Genomic DNA, 17,190 nt, shown 5'->3' on the forward strand with positions numbered 1-17,190 from the left:
GATCTCGCGCTCAATGCTGATCCAGATCAGGGCTGTGAAAGGTTGTAGCAGGGGATGGCGACTGGACCTCGATGTTCCGACCAGTGGCGGGCGCGGACCGGAGGCAGCGGGCAGGAAAAAGCGATGTTAAAAAATGTTAGATTGAAAAATATCTTCACATAATCCGTTCATTGGTGGATGATCGTTCACAGCCAACGCTCAACCTGATAACAACAGCAACAGGATGGCCATGATGATCGCTTCGCTCCTGCCTCTCTCGGCACCGGTTCACGGTGCCATGCACCTTCCGGGCTTGCCGTCTGGCGCTGCGCCTGTTGCCGCTCTCTGTGTTGCATTTGCCGGACCTGCAATCCGGATTTCCCTGTCCTGCCCGGTTCTTGCCCGGCGCCTGTCCGGCGCGGCACAGTCCTGGTCTATTTCTGGAGTCCCCCATGAATAACAACAATGTCGGTGTCATCGGTCTTGGCGCCATGGGCCTGGGCATCGCCCGGTCGTTGCTGCGCAGCGGTTTCAAGGTGCATGCCTGTGACGTGCGTGCGGCCGTCACCGAGCAGTTCGCCGCTGAAGGCGGCGTGGCCTGCGCCTCGGCCGCCCAGTTGGCGGAGCAGTGCGAGGTGATCATCACCGTGGTGGTCAATGCCGAGCAGACCGAGAGCGTGCTGTTTGGCGAGGGCGGGGCGGTGGCGGCATTGCGCCCCGGTAGCCTGGTGATCGGCTGCGCCACCGTGGCCCCGACCTACGCCGTGGACCTGGGCCAGCGCCTGGAGGCCCTGGGCTTGCTCTATCTGGATGCACCGATTTCCGGGGGCGCGGCCAAGGCCGCCGCCGGCGAGATGACCATGATGACCTCCGGCCCGGCCGGCGCTTACGCCAAGGCCGAGGCGATCCTTGCGGGCATGGCGGGCAAGGTCTACCGCCTGGGGGATGCCCATGGCCTGGGCTCCAAGGTCAAGATCATCAACCAGTTGCTGGCCGGGGTGCACATTGCCGCCTCCGCCGAAGCCATGGCCCTGGGCCTGCGCGAAGGGGTGGACGCCGATGCCCTGTACGAGGTGATCACCCACAGCGCCGGCAACTCGTGGATGTTCGAGAACCGCGTGCCGCATATTCTCAAGGCCGACTACACGCCACTGTCCGCAGTGGACATCTTCGTCAAGGACCTGGGCCTGGTGCTGGATACCGCCCGGGCCAGCAAGTTCCCGCTGCCGCTGTCGGCCACCGCGCACCAGATGTTCATGCAGGCCTCCAGCGCCGGTTTCGGCCGCGAGGACGACTCGGCGGTGATCAAGATCTTCCCGGGCATCGAGCTGCCCGTGGCCAAGCCTGATGCCGTTTGAGGAGCCTGTGATGACGACTTCCACTCCACGCCCGTTGCTGGGTTGCATCGCCGATGACTTCACCGGCGCCACCGACCTGGCCAACATGCTGGTGCGCGGCGGCATGCGCACGGTGCAGAGCATTGGCATTCCCAGCGCCGAAGTGGCCGCCGGCCTGGACGCCGACGCCGTGGTGATCGCCCTGAAGTCCCGCACCACGCCGGTGGGCGAGGCGGTGGCCGAATCCCTGGCGGCCCTGCACTGGCTGCGCGAGCAGGGCTGCGAACAGATCTTCTTCAAGTACTGCTCGACCTTCGACTCCACCGCGGCGGGCAATATCGGTCAGGTCAGCGAGGCCTTGCTCAAGGCCCTGGGCAGCGATTTCACCCTGGCTTGCCCGGCGTTTCCGGAGAACGGCCGGACGATTTTCCGTGGCCACCTGTTCGTCCAGGACCAGTTGCTCAACGAGTCCGGCATGCAGCATCACCCGCTGACGCCGATGACCGACGCCAACCTGGTGCGGGTGCTGCAAGCGCAGACTGTGCTGCCGGTGGGCCTGCTGCGTTACGACAGCGTCGCCCAGGGCGTGGACACGGTGCGGGCGAAGATCGCTGAACTGCGGGGCAAGGGCGTCGCCATGGCGATTGCCGATGCGCTGTCCGATGCCGACCTCTACACCCTCGGCGCCGCCTGCGCCGACCTGCCGCTGTTGACCGGCGGTTCCGGGCTGGCCCTGGGCCTGCCGGAGAACTTCCGCCGCGCCGGCAAGCTGCGGGACCTGGACGCCGCGAGCCTGCCGCCGGTGGCCGGTGGCGAAGTGGTGCTGGCCGGCAGTGCCTCGGCAGCGACTAATGCCCAGGTCGACGCCTGGCTGGAAGCCGAGCGCCCAGCCCTACGCATCGACCCCCTGGCCCTGGCGGCCGGTGAACCGGTGGTGGCCCAGGCCCTGGCTTTTGTCCAGGCGCAGCAGGACACCGTGCTGATCTACGCCACCAGCACCCCCGAGCAGGTCAAGGCGGTGCAGCGGCAATTGGGCGTCGAGCGCGCCGGGGCCCTGGTGGAGAACGCCCTGGGCGAGATCGCCCGCGGCCTGCGGGATAACGGCGTGCGCCGCTTCGTGGTGGCCGGTGGCGAAACCTCGGGGGCGGTGGTCAAGGCCCTGGGCGTGCGCCTGTTGCAGATCGGCGCGCAGATCGACCCCGGGGTGCCGGCCACGGTCAGCAGCGGCGGCGAGCCCCTGGCCCTGGCCCTGAAGTCCGGCAACTTCGGCGGTCGCGACTTTTTCAGCAAGGCCCTGGGCCAACTGGCCGGAGGTCAGCCATGAGCCGGGAAAACGCTCTGCGCGAAGAGATCTGCGACGTCGGCCGCAGCCTCTATCAGCGCGGCTACACCGTGGGCAGCGCCGGCAACATCAGCGCGCGGCTCGACGATGGCTGGCTGATCACCCCCACCGACGTGTGCCTGGGGCGCCTCGATCCGGCGGCCATCGCCAAGGTCAACCTGGCGGGGGAGTGGGTCAGCGGCGACAAGCCGTCCAAGACCCTGGCCCTGCATCGCCAGGTGTATGACCGCAATCCGGGGGTGGGCGGGGTGGTGCACACCCATTCCACCCATCTGGTGGCATTGACCCTGGCCGGGGTCTGGCGCGACGACGACATTCTGCCGCCGCTGACCCCGTATCAGGTGATGAAGGTCGGGCACATTCCACTGATCGGCTACCAGCGTCCGGGTTCGCCCAAGGTTGCCGAGCAGGTGGCGCAACTGGCCAACCGGGTGCGCGGGGTGATGCTCGAACGCCTGGGCCCGGTGGTCTGGGAAAGCAGCGTGTCCAAGGCCAGCTATGCCCTGGAGGAACTGGAGGAAACCGCGCGCCTGTGGCTCATGAGCCAGCCGCGACCCGAGCCTCTGGATCAACACGCCCTGGACGAACTGCGGGACGCTTTCGGCACCGCCTGGTAATCACTGACAACGCTTCACGGCAAGCGCCCCCGGGAGCGCCATCGGGCTCTCGTGGGGAGCGGCTTGCCGGTAAAAAACAATAACAACAGGACTTCCCGAGATGAATGACTGCATTGGCTTTACGGGTTCCAGCGTCACCTGCAACACCTGCCAACCACTGGGTGGAGGGCTTGCCCAATGAGCCCGCTGATTCTGATGATCACCGCCGGGGCCGGTATCGCCCTGTTGCTGTTTCTGGTGCTCAAGTACAAGTTCCAGCCCTTTGTCGCGCTGATGCTGGTGAGCATCCTGGTGGCCCTGGTGGCCGGGGTGAAACCGGCGGAACTGGTGGCCACCATCGAAGGCGGCATGGGCAAGACCCTTGGCCACATCGCCATCATCATTGCCCTGGGCGCCATGATCGGCCGCATCATCGAACTGTCCGGCGGTGCCGAGGCCCTGGCCAAGACCCTGATCGAGCGCTTCGGCAACCGCCGCACGCCCCTGGCCCTGACCATCGCCGGCTTCATCATCGGCGTGCCGGTGTTCTTCGAAGTCGGGGTGATCATCCTCATGCCCCTGGCCTACGGCGTGGCCCGCAGTGCGCGCAAGCCGCTGCTGGTGTTTGCCTTGCCGATGTGTGCCGCCTTGCTCACCGTGCATGCCTTCCTGCCGCCCCATCCGGGCGCGGTGGCCGCGGCCAGCCAACTGGGGGCGGACCTGGGCCGGGTGCTGATGTTCGGCCTGCCGCTGACCGCGCTGCTGTGCTATGTCGGCTACCGCGTGGCGGGGCGCATGACCCGGCGCAACTACCCGATGACCGACGATATCCGTGCTGAAGTCTACGGTCCTCACGTCACCAACGAAGACCTGGCGGCCTGGAACAACGGCGCCGCACAGCCGGCCAGCCCGCAAGCACTGGCAGCCGTGGCCCATATGGGCCTGGAGGAATCCACCGGCACTCTGGCGGCGAAACTGCCGCCGGCGCCGCCACCGGGTTTCGGCCTGATCGTCAGCCTGATCCTGCTGCCTATCGTGTTGATCCTGCTGGGCACCCTGGCCACGTCCTTGCTGCCTCTGGAATCCACCCTACGCGGGGTCTTGACCGTGCTCGGTGCGCCGCTGGTGGCGCTGCTGTTGGACACCTTGCTCTGTGCCTGGCTGCTGGGCTCGCGCCGTGGCTGGAGCCGCAGCCAGGTGTCCGATGTGATCGGCTCGGCGCTGCCCGGGGTGGCCATGGTGATCCTGATTGCCGGGGCCGGCGGGGTGTTCGGCAAGGTCCTGGTGGACACCGGGATCGGTGCCGTGGTCTCCGACCTGCTGCGCACCACCGGCCTGCCGGTCCTGGCCCTGGGCTTCTTGCTGACCATGCTGCTGCGCGCCGTGCAGGGCTCCACCACCGTGGCCCTGGTGACCACGGCGGGCATCATCGCGCCGCTGATCGCCACCCTTAACCTGAGCCCCAACCACATGGCCCTGCTGTGCCTGGCCATGGGCGGTGGCGGGCTGGCCATGTCCCACATCAACGACGCCGGGTACTGGATCTTCACCAAGCTGGCCGGGCTCAACGTCGCCGATGGCCTGCGCACCTGGACCGTGATTACCACCTTGCTCGGCACTTTGGGGTTCTGTATTACCCTGCTGATCTGGCCGTTTGTCTGACCCTTTGTCCCAGGAGTTCCCATGCCTCGTTTTGCTGCCAACCTCAGCATGCTCTACCCGCAACACGACTTCCTTGAGCGGTTTGCCGCTGCGGCGGCCGATGGTTTCAGCGCGGTGGAATACCTGTTTCCCTACGACTACAGCCCCGCGCAACTGAAACAGCGCCTGGACGATAACGGCCTGCAGCAGGCCCTGTTCAACGCGCCGCCCGGTGACTGGGCGGCGGGGGAGCGCGGCATCGTCTCCCTGCCCGGACGCGAGCAGGAGTTCCGCCAGGGCTTCGACAAGGCCCTGGAGTACGCCGCGGTGCTGGGCAATTCACGGATCCACGTGATGGCCGGCCTGCTGCCGTCGGAACAGGACCGGGCCCGCCATCACGCGGTGTACCTGGAGAACCTAGCCCACGCCGCGACCCAGGCGGCCAAGGTCGGGGTCACCGTGCTGCTGGAGCCGATCAACACCCGGGACATGCCTGGGTTCTTCCTCAATCGCCAGGACCAGGCCCAGGCCCTCTGCAAGGAAGTCGGTGCGGCCAACCTCAAGGTGCAGTTCGACTGCTACCACTGCCAGATCGTCGAAGGCGACCTGGCGGTGAAGCTGCGGCGGGACCTGCCGGGCATCGGCCATATCCAGATCGCCGGAGTGCCGGATCGTCACGAGCCGGACCTTGGCGAGCTGAACTACCCCTACCTGTTCCAATTGATGGACGAGCTCGGCTATGACGGCTGGGTCGGTTGCGAATACCGCCCTCGCGGCGACACCTCCGCCGGCCTGCAATGGCTGCGCGACTGGCAGGCGCGCCAAGGCTCGGCGGTGTAGCCGCTACTGCAGGTTGCGCAGGAAAAGGTATCTGGGGAGCGTCGCGCAAGGCCCTGCGGGCATCGCTCTATGTAGCCGCTGCCGAAGGCTGCGAACGAGCCGCAGGCTCGCAGCGATTCCCCGGCCGCCGAGGCCCCAGCGGTGCCTTGCGCAGCCTGCGGCAGCGGCTACAGAGGGTACGCAGGCCACGAACGGCTTGCGATGATTCGTAGCGATAAACACAGGAGTTTTTTCATGCAGCGTCTTGTCTGCCGGGCCGCGTTCGGCCTGATTCTGTCCCTGGGCGGTATGTCCCTGGCCGCGGCCGCGAGCCTGCCGCCGGCCACCGAGGGCGATTGGGTCGCTCCGCAGTTCACTTTCCACAACGGCGAACAGCTGGCCAACCTGAAACTGCACTACATCACCCTGGGCAACCCCAAGCACCCGGCGATCCTCTATCTGCACGGCACCTATCGGCCGGCCAGCGACCTGCTGAGCAAGGATTTTGGCGGCGAGCTGTTCGGCCCGGGGCAACCTCTGGACGCGAGCAAGTATTACATCATCGCCACCGACGGCATTGGCGTCGGCCAGTCGAGCAAGCCTTCCGATGGCCTGCGCGCGCGGTTTCCCCAGTACAACTACGACGACATGGTCCAGGCCCAGTACCGGTTGGTCACCGAGGGGCTGGGGGTCAAGCACCTGCGCCTGATCATCGGCAATTCCATGGGCGGCATGCAGACCTGGCTCTGGGGCCAGCAATGGCCGCAGATGATGGACGCCCTGGTGCCCATGGCCTCCCAGCCCGGGGAAATGTCCTCGCGCAACTGGATGATGCGCCGGCTGCTGGTGGAGTCGATCAAGCAGGACCCGGCCTGGGACAACGGCAATTACCGGGTCCAGCCGCCGTCTCTGCGTCTGGCCAATGCGTTGTTCGCCACTGGCACCAGCGGCGGCACCCTGGCCTATCAGGCCCTGGCGCCGACCCGGGCCCAGGCCGACCAGTTGGTGGATGAACGCCTCAAGGCGCCACAGACCGCCGATGCCAACGACTTCATCTACCAGTGGCAGTCTTCGGCGGACTACAACGCCGCGCCGGGGTTGAGCAAGATCCAGGCGCCGGTGCTGGTGATCAACGCCGCGGACGATGAGCGCAACCCGCCGGAAACCGGCACCCTGCAAGCGGCGCTCCAGCAAGTGAAAGATGCTCGCCTGCTGTTGATTCCCGCCAGCGCCGAAACTCGCGGGCACGGCACCACCGGCATGGCCCGGTTCTATGCTCGTGAGCTGGGGCAGTTCATGGCCGACACCGAGAGAGCCCACTAGGCTCTGTCCGAACACTGTTGAGACGAAGGTCAGGCAAGGCGAAAACGCTCGAGGAACGGCCGGGGCACGTTCGACTTTACGGGGTGTAGATGAGCCTTCCGATCGGACTCGCGCACGAGACCGTTTTCCACGCAGCATCACCGAGTATCAAGGCTTTTCGTACAAAGCCTAGGGAGGGCTGTTCACTCTTTGTGGCGAGGGAGCCTGCTCATGCCGGGTGGCGCCGCCGCCCCAAACCCGGACGGCGCGACCTTTCGAGGATTGAGGGGCATCAGGCATTGCGTCTGCTGCGCAGACGAGTGGGAGCAAGTTCCCTGGCCACGGATTGCAGGTGTTGGGGGCTATCGCTGGCTCAGGATGGTGCCGGCAGCAGCAATTCCACACCGTGCTTGCGAATGCCGTCCGCCGCTGCGGGGGCCAGGGCCGCGTCGCTGATGATGATGTCGAACTGCTCCAGGTCGGCGATCTTGTACATGCCGAAGGTGCCGTACTTGGAGCTGCTGGCCACCAGCACCACCTGGGTCGCCGATTGCATTGCCACCTGCTTGACCTCGACCTTCAACGCCGAGGGCGTGGTGATGCCCCGGCGCAGGTCCCAGGAACTGGTGGAGATGAAGGCCACGTCCGTGACCACCTGGCGCAGAGTCGCCACTGCCAGCCCGCCAACGCAGGAATGGTTGGAATGGTCCAGCTGCCCACCGGTGTGGATCACTGTCACTTGGGGCGCGTCGAGCAACGCCTGGACCACGCCGAAATCGTTGGTGATCACGGTCATGCCCGACAGCGCCTTGATGTAGGGCACGATCTCCAGGGTGCTGGTGCCGGCATCCAGGTACACCGTCATGTCCGCATGCAACAGGCCCGCCGCGAGCTTGGCCATGGCCTGCTTCTGCGGCAGTTCCACCACGGCCTTGGATTGATGGCTGGGCTCGCTGTGCAACTGACTGGCGATGCGCACGCCACCGGTCACCGAATGGGCGCGGCCTTCCTGTTCCAGCAGGGCGATATCCCGGCGCACCGTCATGTGCGAGCAGTCGAACATCTCCATCAGCTGATGCACGCTGAGTACCTGATGCTTGCGCAACTGGCGCAGGATCTGCTCGCGGCGCTGTTCCGGAATCATCGGGGCGTTGCTGTCAGTGGCGAGGTCCTTGGGACTGGGCATTGGGGCTCCGGATTGGCGGGTCGGCAACGACAGAAATGGGCTCGTCATAGTAGCGAAACTCGCCGCCGCGGACGAGATTTACTGCCGTTCACAAGTCAGCAAATTCTATCTTGAGGCCGTCGTCAGCAGTCGCTTGAGCAGGCAGTGCGGTCGATATGCCAGCGCTGTTTGAGCCGTTGCAGGCTGCCATCGCGTTTCATCGCCTCCAGGGCCCGCTGCCAGCGGGCGACCCGGGCGGCGTCGACCTTGGGGGAAAAGGCGATGTAGGCGTCCTGGCGCATCAGCGGCATCTGGTAGCTCAACTGATCGAAGGGCATGCCTTCTTCGGCGGCGAAGGTGCTGATGCTCATGGTGTCGGCCACCAGGTATTGCACCCGTCCCAGTCGCAGCAGGCGAATCATGACCTGCGGGCTGTCCACACCCCACAGATTGTCCAGCCCCTGTTGCTTGAGGTAGCGATAGACCAGCCACTTGCGCGGTACGGCAATCTGTCCCCGGGTCTGGTGCAGGTCGGTGACCGCGCTGTGGTCGCCAGTGCGGGCGTACAGCGCGGTTTCGGTCTGCATCAGCGGCCCCACCCACTGATAGCGCGACTCGCGCTCGGCCGTGCGCAAAATGGTAAACACCGCGGTGTCTTCGGCCTCGCTGGCATCGCGCAAGGCGCGCAACATCGGCCGTTGCTGCACCTGCACCGGATCACCGGTGCGTTGCGCCAGGGCTTGCACCACCTCCACAGCGAAGCCCGTCATGTGCTCGCCCTGCTGAAAGTGCAGCGGCGGGTGGTTGTCGGTCAGCATGCGCAACTCGCCAGCGTGAGCGGTGAGGCTCAACAGCGACAGCATGGTCCCCAGTACCCAGTTCATCGTGTTCCTTGAATAGACAGAAGAGCAGAGCTTAGTACGAGCCCCTACGAGGCGTCGCCAGAAAAAACAAGGCGTCATGGGTCGGCACGCCGATAGAGCCGGGCGTTGGTCTCGTCACACTGACGACACTGCAGCAGCCGGCTTTCCGTCATCAAGGCCAGGGTTGAATACAGCCGGTCTTCGGTCAGTCCGGGTTGCCAGGCCTTGTCGGTACCGGACAGCAGGGACACCAGGCCTTGGTCCTCGAGGCTGATGCGCAGCCTTGGCTTGGCCTCGGTCATGCGGATGGCAGCGATGCCGAAGTGCTGGCTCAGCAGGTTGTTCTCGATCAGGTTGAGGACCAGTTCCGACAGGCTGATCTGTTGTTTGCGCTGCAGTGAGCGAGCCCAGTACTGCAATGACAGCCGCGCCTGGCCCCCCTGGTCCAGATAGGCGCTGTGCCGGGGGCAGGCGCTGAGGTCCTGGGTGATGGCCGCCACCAGAAACAGCAACTGCAAGGCCTCGCCGACGGCTTGCTCGTCGTGGTTGGCGATGTATCCCAGCAGACGGTCGATGCGCTCGAACAGATCCAGCTCGGCCACTTGCAGCCCCGCCTCCAGCAAGTTCGCGGCCTGCGGGGACAAGGCCCGGTAATGTTCCAGGACCGCTTGCACCGAGCTCTCGGCCCGCAGTGGGATGCAGTCCAGGGACAGCAGTCGGTCGCGCAGTGCCTCACTGCTGTGCAGGCCCTGGGCGATATGCAGTTCCATCCAGCCGAACAGGCTTTCAAAGGCCAGGCGCTGGGCCTGGCGCAATTGCAGGACTCGCCACAGTGCCTGGGTCGGGGCCAGTCCGGCCACCTGCTCGGCCGGGAAGTCGGCCAGGGGCAGCAGCGCCATGGCCCGGCGCAGCACCGGCAGGCTGGTTTCGCTGCCCAGCACCTGCAACGTGGCGCGGATCAGGTTGATGGAACACTCGCGGTGGCTGGCCCTGGGGTTTTTCGCCGTTCCCGCCGGTGGGTAGAACTCATCGCGAAAAATCCGTGCTTCCTGGCGGGTTGGCCAATTGCGATCCCACTTCAGATGCACGGCGCCGGCCTGCTTGACACTGCCCTGCAGGTCTTCGACGCAGATCAGCCACGGATAGAGCGCCAGCGTACGCAAACCTTTATCCAGGGCCCGGGCCAGTGCTTCACCCGCTTCGGTGACGCCGTAGGTGCCGTCGGGTTGCGGCCAGGCCAGGCCCAGGCCGGTGTCAGGCTTGAACGAGGGGCCGTACTGCACCGCATCGAACCAGCTGGGGCCGCGATGCCAGGTCTTGAAGTCCAGGGTGAAAGGGCCTTTGCCGGGCGGGCTGTACTGGCGATTGCCGGCCATGTAGGCACCGTCACCGACCAACTGATGGCTCCAGCCGAACAGCACCTCGATCTTTTCCCTGAAGCGTTGGAAGCGCTGACCCGCGGGCAGTTCGCCCGAGTAGGTCTGGTTGTGCTGATTGAAGATCCATACCGCCCAGCACATCACTGAATACGGACGAATCCATTGGGTACCGTTGTTGATCCCGGGCATGAACTGGTCCATCAGTTCCAGGTTGGCCTGTCGCAGTCCGAGGTAATCCACGCCGCCGCTCTCACGCACGGAGGGGGAGACGAAAAAGGCACGTTGTGGCAATGAGTTCATGGTTCGAGTGACACCATCAGGGCCTGGCAATACTGGCATTGGTTGATGCGGCGTTGTTTCAGGCGAGCAAGGGCTTCGCGCTCCACCGGGGCGTAGCACTGGCGGGTGTTGGGGCAACTGCGGATGGTGCGGTGGTTGACCCGGTAGTAACCCGGCCGGGAGCTGTTGGGGGAGTGGATGTGTTGCAGCGCGGTGATCTCTTGCGCAGTGAAACGATCCGCCGGCAGGCGTTGCTGGCGGGCCTGTTGACGATCTTCGATGTAGTGGCTGAGCAACGCCCGCAAGGTACGGGTGTGTTGCACCGCATCCAGGGCCGCCAGGGCCTCGGCCACCCCGTGGTCCACCAGCCGTTGCGCAGGTTCCTGGTTGAACCAGCGTTGTGCCAGGTGCCGGGCCTGGACGAAGTCCACGGGCCCCTGGCCGTAGCGTTCCAGGTACTCATGCAGGGTGGTGGCGTCCAGCGTCCCCAGGGTTGCGGCAGAGGTCAGCCTGCCCGGCAGCGCCAGGGTGGCGGCCAGGCCGTAGACCGCTTCGTCCACCAGTGGGCGATCTTCGGCAGCCAGTTGCGCATGGTCGACGCAGTTGAGCCAGCGCTGGGCAAAATCCCGGGCATTGGCCGGCAGGTGCAGGCGACGCAAATAGAAGTCCAGGGCGACATGGCACCAGACATACAGCAGCTGGGCTTTCTTGCGGCTGCTCAGGCCCTTGAGGTTGACCAGACTCTGCAGGGTCTGGTTGAACTCGTTGATCAGGTTGGGAGAGGGCAGCGATTCGAGGTTGGGGTCCGACGCCGGATCGAAGTCGCTGTCCTCTCGACCATCGTCCCGTTCGATGATAGGTGCCGCATCACCGTGCCCCACGGGTCCTTGCCCGGGGTTGGCGTGGTGCAGCAAGCCTGCGATGGCCTGGAGCAACGCCCAACTGCCATCGCGGCCGGTAGCGGCTTTGGCCACGCTCGGCAGCCAGTGGCGAGGGCGCTGGGGCGGCTGTAGCGCAGGCGGCTCAGTGCCGCCTGGCGGGTTGACGGGCGTCGTGGCGGGCTTAGTGCGTAGCGGTGCATCGGGCTCTTCGGGCAGTTGTTGCGCGTGCAGCACCAGGCAGTTGAGCAGGATCTGCAGGTCGTCCTGGGCCTGGTTGCCCCCCAGCAGTCGGCCCAGAGCCCCGCACAGGCTGCGAATCGGCAGGGGCATGCTCAGGTAGGCGTCAATGCAGACCCAGCCTCGGGCACTTTGTGTCGCGCGCTCCAAGCGCAGTTGCAGCCCCTCGTCCAGTCTGGTGTCCAGGGTCCGCTGCAGCGGCCAGACGAAGCCGCCTTGCGCGGTCAGTTGCAGTGGCGCCGTTTCGAGGACTTCTTCGGCGCACTCCAGGGTCGCCAGCCATTCTCCGGCCAGCGCTTGCTGACCGATCAGCCGGCCTTCCAACTGCTGTTCTTCGTTGAGGCGTGCATAGACGCACAGGGTCGCCTCCTGGTCCTGGCGCTCGAAGGCGTCCGCTTCATAGCGCGGTGCTTCGACGGGCTCCCAGCACTCATCCGTGGCGCTGTCGAGCTTGCGCAGTACCGCCACTTCCACGTTGTCGGTGCTGTCCATGGAGGTCCGGGTGGCATTCACGCTGCCGGTCAGGGTCCAGCTGCCGGCGCCGCGCAACTCCAGCCACTTGGCGTGCAGCCGTCGCTGGTTGTGTTCGACCTTGGGCGTCACCCAGTCGATCTCGACTGGCCAGTCTCTGGTCTGCTCCAGGGGAAAGGAGCAGACGCCGTTGCCTGGAACCCCAACGGTGAGCCGAGGGATGCCCAAGGTCTTGAGCAGATGGCCCAGGGACTGTCCATCACGGCTGTGGAAGGGCGAAAGCAGCAGCAGGCTGTGCCAGCGCCGGCCTGCGGCGCGCTCGATCAATTGCTCGGTGATGGCGGTGTCCAGGGAATGCAGCAGTTCCACCGGCTGCGGTGGCGCCTGATCATGAAACTGCCGGCTGAGGGCCCGGGCCCGTTGAATGAAGGGCAAGAGGGCGCTGTCGTCGGCGATCTGCAGGTGCGGCCGGGTGCAGAGATTTTCCAGGAAGTCGGCGAAGTCGGCGAAAGCCCCCGGCTGCTCCCCGGCGCTGAGGACTTCCAGTACCTCGACATTGCCGCCGTGGCCGCCAAAGGTCAGGTTGCCGCTACCGACCATCAGCAGGTCCTGGTCCTCGCCGCGCAGGTAGGTGATCTTCGGGTGGAAAATGCCGTCTTTGACCCGTACCGGAATCAAGGCGTAATCCTTGCCCACATGCCGCGCCCGCAATTCCATCATTGAGGCGCGGTAACCCTGGATATCCACCAGCAGGGTGACTTTTTCACAGCCGGCTTCGCGCAGTCGAGGCAGCACGTAGCTTTCGAAGTAGGTCAGGCTCAGGGCATAGGTGGTGAACAGTGCCTCTTTCCACGGGCCGTTTTCGATGAAGTGCAGTGGCGACGGTCCGTTCGGGCCTGAGGGGGTGGGGGGGGATGCCATCGTGTTCTCCAGTCCATGGGGCGAGGCTCAAGTCGGTGGCTGATTATCGGGCAACGCAGCGCTGTTGCAAGTGTCGGTGATGTCACAGTGCTTGCATGGGTGGTCATGGGGCCGGGAAGGCGGGGGCAGAGGGATTTTTTTCATGAATGCGGCGTGAGTAAGAAGTCGACGCAGGTATTCTTGCAAAGCCCTTTTTGAATGGAATCGAACCATGTCCGCCTCCCTTGTACGTCCACTGCGGGCCAGTGGCCTGCTGCTCGCTGTCCTGGCCTGTGCCACCGCGACCCAGGCCAGCAGCTTCGACTGCGCCAAGGCCGCCAGTGCCAGTGAGAAGGCCATCTGCGCCGACCCCTATACCGCCGGGCTGGACAGCCGGCTGGGCAAGGCCTGGACGGCGACCCTGGCCGAGGCCAAGGACCCCAAGGCGCTGCGCCTGGGCCAGCGTGAATGGCTCAAGCAGCGCGACCAGTGCCAGGCCGACCTGGGCTGTCTGCGCAGCCAATACCTGAGCCGGCTGACGGTGCTGCGCTATGTGAACATCCCGTTCAGTTGGCAGGGCACCTGGCAGCGGGTCTCGGTCAGCCCGTTCTACGGCGGTGAGCTGGTGATCCGGCGCAGCGGCGAGGATCGTCTGAGCTTCGACCTGTCGGCCATGGGCGGCGCCAATTCCGGTGCGCTGGCGGGCAAGCTGCAGCTCAAGGACGGTGAAGCCCGCTACGGCGTCGAGGGCTGCAAGCTGCGCTTCACCCCGCGCAACGGCCTGTTGCAGGTGACCCAGGAGGGCGATGCCTATGCCTGCGGCGCCGGTTCGGGGGTGTATTACGACGGGCTCTATGTGGCCTCCCGGCAAATCCTGGAGAACCCGTACGATTTGCTGTCCACCGCGCTGGTGCGTACCGAGGAGGAAGATCTGCGCGCCCGCAAGCTGCTGCAACAGGATTACCAGACCCTGCTCGACAGCGGCTCGGCGTTCTCCCAGGACACCTCGGCCGAGCTTCCGGGCGCCGAGGTCACCGATATGTGGCTGCAGGGGCTGGCTAGCACCAATGCGGCGATTTTCGTGCGCGGTGCCAAGGGTGAGTTGTGGGTCGCGCTGCTGGCGGTGGTGGGCCCCGCCGATGAAGTGCGGGTGCGCTACTACACCACCGAGCCTGCGTGGAAGCAGCGCCTGCCGGACGTGGTACAGCGCTGGTACGAGGCGCGCGGCCAGGGCCAGCAACTGCCGCTGGACAGGATGCCCTGAAGCACAGGCCGGCCGGACTTCATCATCTGTTGATGAATGTGGCCGCAGAAATTTCGCCGGGTGGATGCACAAGCCGGCCGGTGCAACTGCTAGAGTCTCGGCCCGGGCCGCCTGGATATCGCCCCGAGGGTGCCGGCACAGGGACGCCAGGCCTTGGCCTGCCGGGCAAATTCCATCAGTTGGTGACGCGAAGCCATTGTGAGCGTCTACGACCTTAGCAAGTGACACTGCCGCCGCCGTTACCGGCGCCTGGCACATTGAAATTGGGAGATTGTAAATGGTCATCAAACCCCGCGTTCGCGGCTTTATCTGTGTGACGACCCATCCGGTGGGTTGCGAAGCCAACGTCAAGCAGCAGATCGATTACGTCACCCAGCAGGGCGCCATCTACGCAGGGCCGAAGAACGTGCTGGTCCTCGGCGCATCCACCGGTTACGGCCTGGCCGCGCGGATCACCGCCGCCTTCGGTTGCGGCGCCAACACCCTGGGGGTGTTCTTCGAGCGCGGCAGCGTTGACGGCAAGCTGGGCACCGCCGGCTGGTACAACACCGCGGCGTTCCACAAGTTCGCCGAAGAAAAGGGCCTGTACGCCAAGAGCATCAACGGTGACGCCTTCTCCGACGCGGTCAAGGCCGAGACCATCGAAACCATCAAGCGCGACCTGGGCAAGATCGACCTGGTGGTCTACAGCCTGGCGGCGCCGCGTCGCACCCACCCCAAGACCGGTGAAGTGCTGAGTTCGACCCTCAAGCCCCTGGGCAAGTCCGTGACCCTGCGCGGTGTCGACACCGACAAGGAAATCGTCAAGGAAACCACCCTGCAACCGGCGACCCAGGAAGAGATCGACGGCACCGTGGCGGTGATGGGCGGCGAAGACTGGCAGATGTGGATCGACGCCCTGCACGACGCCGGTGTCCTGGCCGAAGGCGCGAAAACCACCGCCTTCACCTACCTGGGCGAGAAGCTGACCCACGACATCTACTGGAACGGTTCGATTGGCGAAGCCAAGAAGGACCTGGACCAGAAAGTCATCGGCATGCGCCAGCAACTGGCCGACCTGGGCGGCGACGCTCGGGTGTCGGTGCTCAAGGCCGTGGTCACCCAGGCCAGCTCGGCGATCCCGATCATGCCGCTGTACCTGTCGCTGCTGTTCAAGGTGATGAAGGAGCAGGGCAGCCACGAAGGTTGCATCGAGCAGGTCTACGGCCTGTACAAGGACAGCCTGTACAACAGCGAGCCGGTGATCGACCAGGAAGGCCGCCTGCGTGCCGACTACAAGGAACTGCAACCCGAAGTCCAGGATCGGGTCAAGCAGCTGTGGGACCAGGTCACCAGCGAGAACCTCTACGAAATGACCGATTTCGTCGGTTACAAGCAAGAGTTCCTGCGCCTGTTCGGTTTCGAGATCGAAGGGGTCGACTACGAAGCCGACGTCGATCCGGACGTGAAGATCAGCAACCTGATCCAGCTGTAATCCGCGTCTAGCGTCAGCCAGCGCCCCTCCTTCGTGAGGGGCGTTGTCGTTTCTGCCCCCGTATTTCATCGAGGAGCCGGCTTGCCGGTGCATGCCTTGTGCGGGTCTTGGCGACGCCTTCGCTGGCAAGCCAGCTCCTAGGGTGGTGGTGCAATTGCGCAAGATTGTTCAAGCCAGGGGGCGCCGGCAGATGGCACAGTCAGCGTCCGTTATCTGTGTGCAGGGTGTCATGTCCAGCGTTCTCTTACCTCGTGCCGCCTTTATCCGCGGCGCCATCGCCATCATGCCGCTGTCCCTGGCCACCGCGCCTTGGGGGCTGCTGGCCGGTTCCATGGCCATCGAAGCCAATCTCACGCCGCTGCAGGGCCAGGGCTTGTCGAGCATCGTCTTTGCCGGCGCCGCGCAACTGGTGGCCATCGGCATGCTCAAGGGCGGGGCAGGGATCTTCTCGATCCTGCTGACCACCTTGCTGCTCACGTCCCAGCACTTGCTCTACGGCATGAGCCTGCGCTCGGTGATCTCGCCCTTGCCCGGGCGCTGGCGGGTGGGCCTGGGCTTTCTGCTCACCGATGAGCTGTTCGCCTTGACCAGCGCCCACGACAAGCAGCAGTTCGACCGCTGGTACGCCCTGGGCGTGGGCCTGACCTTTTATGTGGCCTGGAACCTGTTCACCCTGCTGGGCATCGTGCTGGGCAAGAGCATTCCGGGCCTGGAGCACCTGGGCCTGGACTTTTCCATCGCCGCCACCTTCATCGCCCTGATCACGCCGCTGGTGCGCAATGTGCCCACCGTGGTCTGTGTCGCAGTGTCGCTGCTGTGCTCGGTGCTGTTCAGCTACTGGCAGTGGGGCTCGGCGCTGGTCCTGGCGGGCCTGGCGGGGATGGCTGCGGGTTTTGTCTGCAACAAACTGTATCGGGGGCAAGCATGATGGTCTGGGCAGTCATCTTCGGCATGGGCCTGTTGGTCTTTCTCAATCGCTACGTGTTTCTCGAACCGCGCCTGCCGCTGCGCCTGAGCAGCAATGCCCGGCAGTTCCTCGGCTTTGCGGTGCCGGGCATGCTCACCGCCATCTGCGGGCCGATCGTGTTCATGCCCGATCACCAGTTGAACCTGCACTGGGACAATCCCTACCTGCTGAGCTCGCTGGTGGCCATTGCGCTGGTGATCTACACCCGCAACACCCTGGTCAGCATGTTGCTGAGCATGGGGTTCTTTTTCTTTCTGCGCTGGTGGCTCTGAGGGCCATTTGCGCTAGCCTGTG

General features: G+C 65.1%; 14 protein-coding genes. 10 read left to right on the forward strand and 4 right to left on the reverse strand.

Features of this window, described 5'->3' with window-relative positions:
• Positions 1-431 precede the first annotated feature (431 nt).
• The 6 genes from ltnD to DWF74_RS29630 all read left to right on the forward strand — a co-directional run bounded on the left by ltnD (position 432) and on the right by DWF74_RS29630 (position 7,037).
• Positions 432-1,337 carry an L-threonate dehydrogenase gene (gene ltnD / locus DWF74_RS29605; RefSeq protein ID WP_060843417.1) on the forward strand — a complete coding sequence of 302 codons (906 nt, stop codon included), beginning with the start codon at positions 432-434 and terminating at the stop codon, positions 1,335-1,337.
• Between the two features lie 10 nt (positions 1,338-1,347).
• Positions 1,348-2,640, forward strand: a complete 1,293-nt coding sequence (otnK, locus tag DWF74_RS29610) for a 3-oxo-tetronate kinase (protein WP_115582331.1) — start codon at positions 1,348-1,350, stop codon at positions 2,638-2,640.
• The gene (locus tag DWF74_RS29615; protein WP_115582332.1) at positions 2,637-3,275 is read left to right on the forward strand and encodes an aldolase; all 639 of its coding nucleotides are present in this window, start codon (positions 2,637-2,639) and stop codon (positions 3,273-3,275) included. The genes otnK and DWF74_RS29615 overlap by 4 nt, the downstream gene beginning before the upstream one ends.
• A 177-nt stretch (positions 3,276-3,452) precedes the next feature.
• Positions 3,453-4,916, forward strand: coding sequence for an SLC13 family permease (locus DWF74_RS29620; RefSeq protein WP_115582333.1), 1,464 nt, complete (start codon positions 3,453-3,455; stop codon positions 4,914-4,916).
• 21 nt (positions 4,917-4,937) lie between these two features.
• On the forward strand, positions 4,938-5,735 hold the full coding sequence (gene otnI / locus DWF74_RS29625) for a 2-oxo-tetronate isomerase (protein WP_115582334.1): 798 nt from the start codon (positions 4,938-4,940) through the stop codon (positions 5,733-5,735).
• A 234-nt stretch (positions 5,736-5,969) separates the two neighbouring features.
• The gene (locus tag DWF74_RS29630) at positions 5,970-7,037 is read left to right on the forward strand and encodes an alpha/beta fold hydrolase (RefSeq protein ID WP_115582335.1); all 1,068 of its coding nucleotides are present in this window, start codon (positions 5,970-5,972) and stop codon (positions 7,035-7,037) included.
• A 352-nt stretch (positions 7,038-7,389) separates the two neighbouring features.
• On the opposite strand, the gene DWF74_RS29635 is transcribed toward DWF74_RS29630, so the two are convergent.
• The 4 genes from DWF74_RS29635 to DWF74_RS29650 all read right to left on the reverse strand — a co-directional run bounded on the left by DWF74_RS29635 (position 7,390) and on the right by DWF74_RS29650 (position 13,212).
• Positions 7,390-8,202 (reverse strand): DeoR/GlpR family DNA-binding transcription regulator, encoded by an 813-nt coding sequence (locus DWF74_RS29635; RefSeq protein WP_102864547.1) that lies wholly within the window; start codon positions 8,200-8,202, stop codon positions 7,390-7,392.
• Between the two features lie 122 nt (positions 8,203-8,324).
• The gene (locus DWF74_RS29640; RefSeq protein WP_102864548.1) at positions 8,325-9,065 is read right to left on the reverse strand and encodes a substrate-binding periplasmic protein; all 741 of its coding nucleotides are present in this window, start codon (positions 9,063-9,065) and stop codon (positions 8,325-8,327) included.
• A 74-nt stretch (positions 9,066-9,139) separates the two neighbouring features.
• Positions 9,140-10,723 (reverse strand): hypothetical protein, encoded by a 1,584-nt coding sequence (locus DWF74_RS29645; protein ID WP_115582336.1) that lies wholly within the window; start codon positions 10,721-10,723, stop codon positions 9,140-9,142.
• Positions 10,720-13,212, reverse strand: a complete 2,493-nt coding sequence (locus DWF74_RS29650) for a phospholipase D family protein (RefSeq protein WP_115582337.1) — start codon at positions 13,210-13,212, stop codon at positions 10,720-10,722. Before DWF74_RS29650 ends, DWF74_RS29645 begins: the two co-directional genes overlap by 4 nt.
• Before the next feature lie 211 nt (positions 13,213-13,423).
• On the opposite strand from DWF74_RS29650, the gene DWF74_RS29655 reads away from it, so the two are divergent.
• The 4 genes from DWF74_RS29655 (at position 13,424) to DWF74_RS29670 (ending at position 17,168) form a co-directional block, all read left to right on the forward strand.
• Positions 13,424-14,455, forward strand: coding sequence for a lysozyme inhibitor LprI family protein (locus DWF74_RS29655; RefSeq protein WP_115582338.1), 1,032 nt, complete (start codon positions 13,424-13,426; stop codon positions 14,453-14,455).
• A gap of 277 nt (positions 14,456-14,732) precedes the next feature.
• Positions 14,733-15,929, forward strand: a complete 1,197-nt coding sequence (gene fabV / locus DWF74_RS29660; protein WP_115582339.1) for an enoyl-ACP reductase FabV — start codon at positions 14,733-14,735, stop codon at positions 15,927-15,929.
• 229 nt (positions 15,930-16,158) lie between these two features.
• A complete protein-coding gene (locus DWF74_RS29665) occupies positions 16,159-16,857 on the forward strand; it encodes an AzlC family ABC transporter permease (RefSeq protein ID WP_115582340.1) in 699 nt (232 codons plus the stop codon).
• Entirely contained in the window at positions 16,857-17,168 is a 312-nt protein-coding gene (locus DWF74_RS29670; RefSeq protein WP_162884178.1) for an AzlD domain-containing protein, read from the forward strand. Before DWF74_RS29665 ends, DWF74_RS29670 begins: the two co-directional genes overlap by 1 nt.
• The last annotated feature ends 22 nt before the right edge of the window (positions 17,169-17,190 follow it).

The organism is Pseudomonas protegens, assembly GCF_003363755.1.
Classification (GTDB): domain Bacteria; phylum Pseudomonadota; class Gammaproteobacteria; order Pseudomonadales; family Pseudomonadaceae; genus Aquipseudomonas; species Aquipseudomonas danubii.

What these genes read in the sequence shown, in the direction of transcription:
- ltnD (WP_060843417.1), top strand. Translation starts at nt 432, where the DNA reads ATGAATAACAACAATGTCGGTGTCATCGGTCTTGGCGCCATGGGCCTG.
- otnK (WP_115582331.1), top strand. Translation starts at nt 1,348, where the DNA reads ATGACGACTTCCACTCCACGCCCGTTGCTGGGTTGCATCGCCGATGAC.
- DWF74_RS29615 (WP_115582332.1), top strand. Translation starts at nt 2,637, where the DNA reads ATGAGCCGGGAAAACGCTCTGCGCGAAGAGATCTGCGACGTCGGCCGC.
- DWF74_RS29620 (WP_115582333.1), top strand. Translation starts at nt 3,453, where the DNA reads ATGAGCCCGCTGATTCTGATGATCACCGCCGGGGCCGGTATCGCCCTG.
- otnI (WP_115582334.1), top strand. Translation starts at nt 4,938, where the DNA reads ATGCCTCGTTTTGCTGCCAACCTCAGCATGCTCTACCCGCAACACGAC.
- DWF74_RS29630 (WP_115582335.1), top strand. Translation starts at nt 5,970, where the DNA reads ATGCAGCGTCTTGTCTGCCGGGCCGCGTTCGGCCTGATTCTGTCCCTG.
- DWF74_RS29635 (WP_102864547.1), bottom strand. Translation starts at nt 8,202, where the DNA reads ATGCCCAGTCCCAAGGACCTCGCCACTGACAGCAACGCCCCGATGATT.
- DWF74_RS29640 (WP_102864548.1), bottom strand. Translation starts at nt 9,065, where the DNA reads ATGAACTGGGTACTGGGGACCATGCTGTCGCTGTTGAGCCTCACCGCT.
- DWF74_RS29645 (WP_115582336.1), bottom strand. Translation starts at nt 10,723, where the DNA reads ATGAACTCATTGCCACAACGTGCCTTTTTCGTCTCCCCCTCCGTGCGT.
- DWF74_RS29650 (WP_115582337.1), bottom strand. Translation starts at nt 13,212, where the DNA reads ATGGCATCCCCCCCCACCCCCTCAGGCCCGAACGGACCGTCGCCACTG.
- DWF74_RS29655 (WP_115582338.1), top strand. Translation starts at nt 13,424, where the DNA reads ATGTCCGCCTCCCTTGTACGTCCACTGCGGGCCAGTGGCCTGCTGCTC.
- fabV (WP_115582339.1), top strand. Translation starts at nt 14,733, where the DNA reads ATGGTCATCAAACCCCGCGTTCGCGGCTTTATCTGTGTGACGACCCAT.
- DWF74_RS29665 (WP_115582340.1), top strand. Translation starts at nt 16,159, where the DNA reads ATGTCCAGCGTTCTCTTACCTCGTGCCGCCTTTATCCGCGGCGCCATC.
- DWF74_RS29670 (WP_162884178.1), top strand. Translation starts at nt 16,857, where the DNA reads ATGGTCTGGGCAGTCATCTTCGGCATGGGCCTGTTGGTCTTTCTCAAT.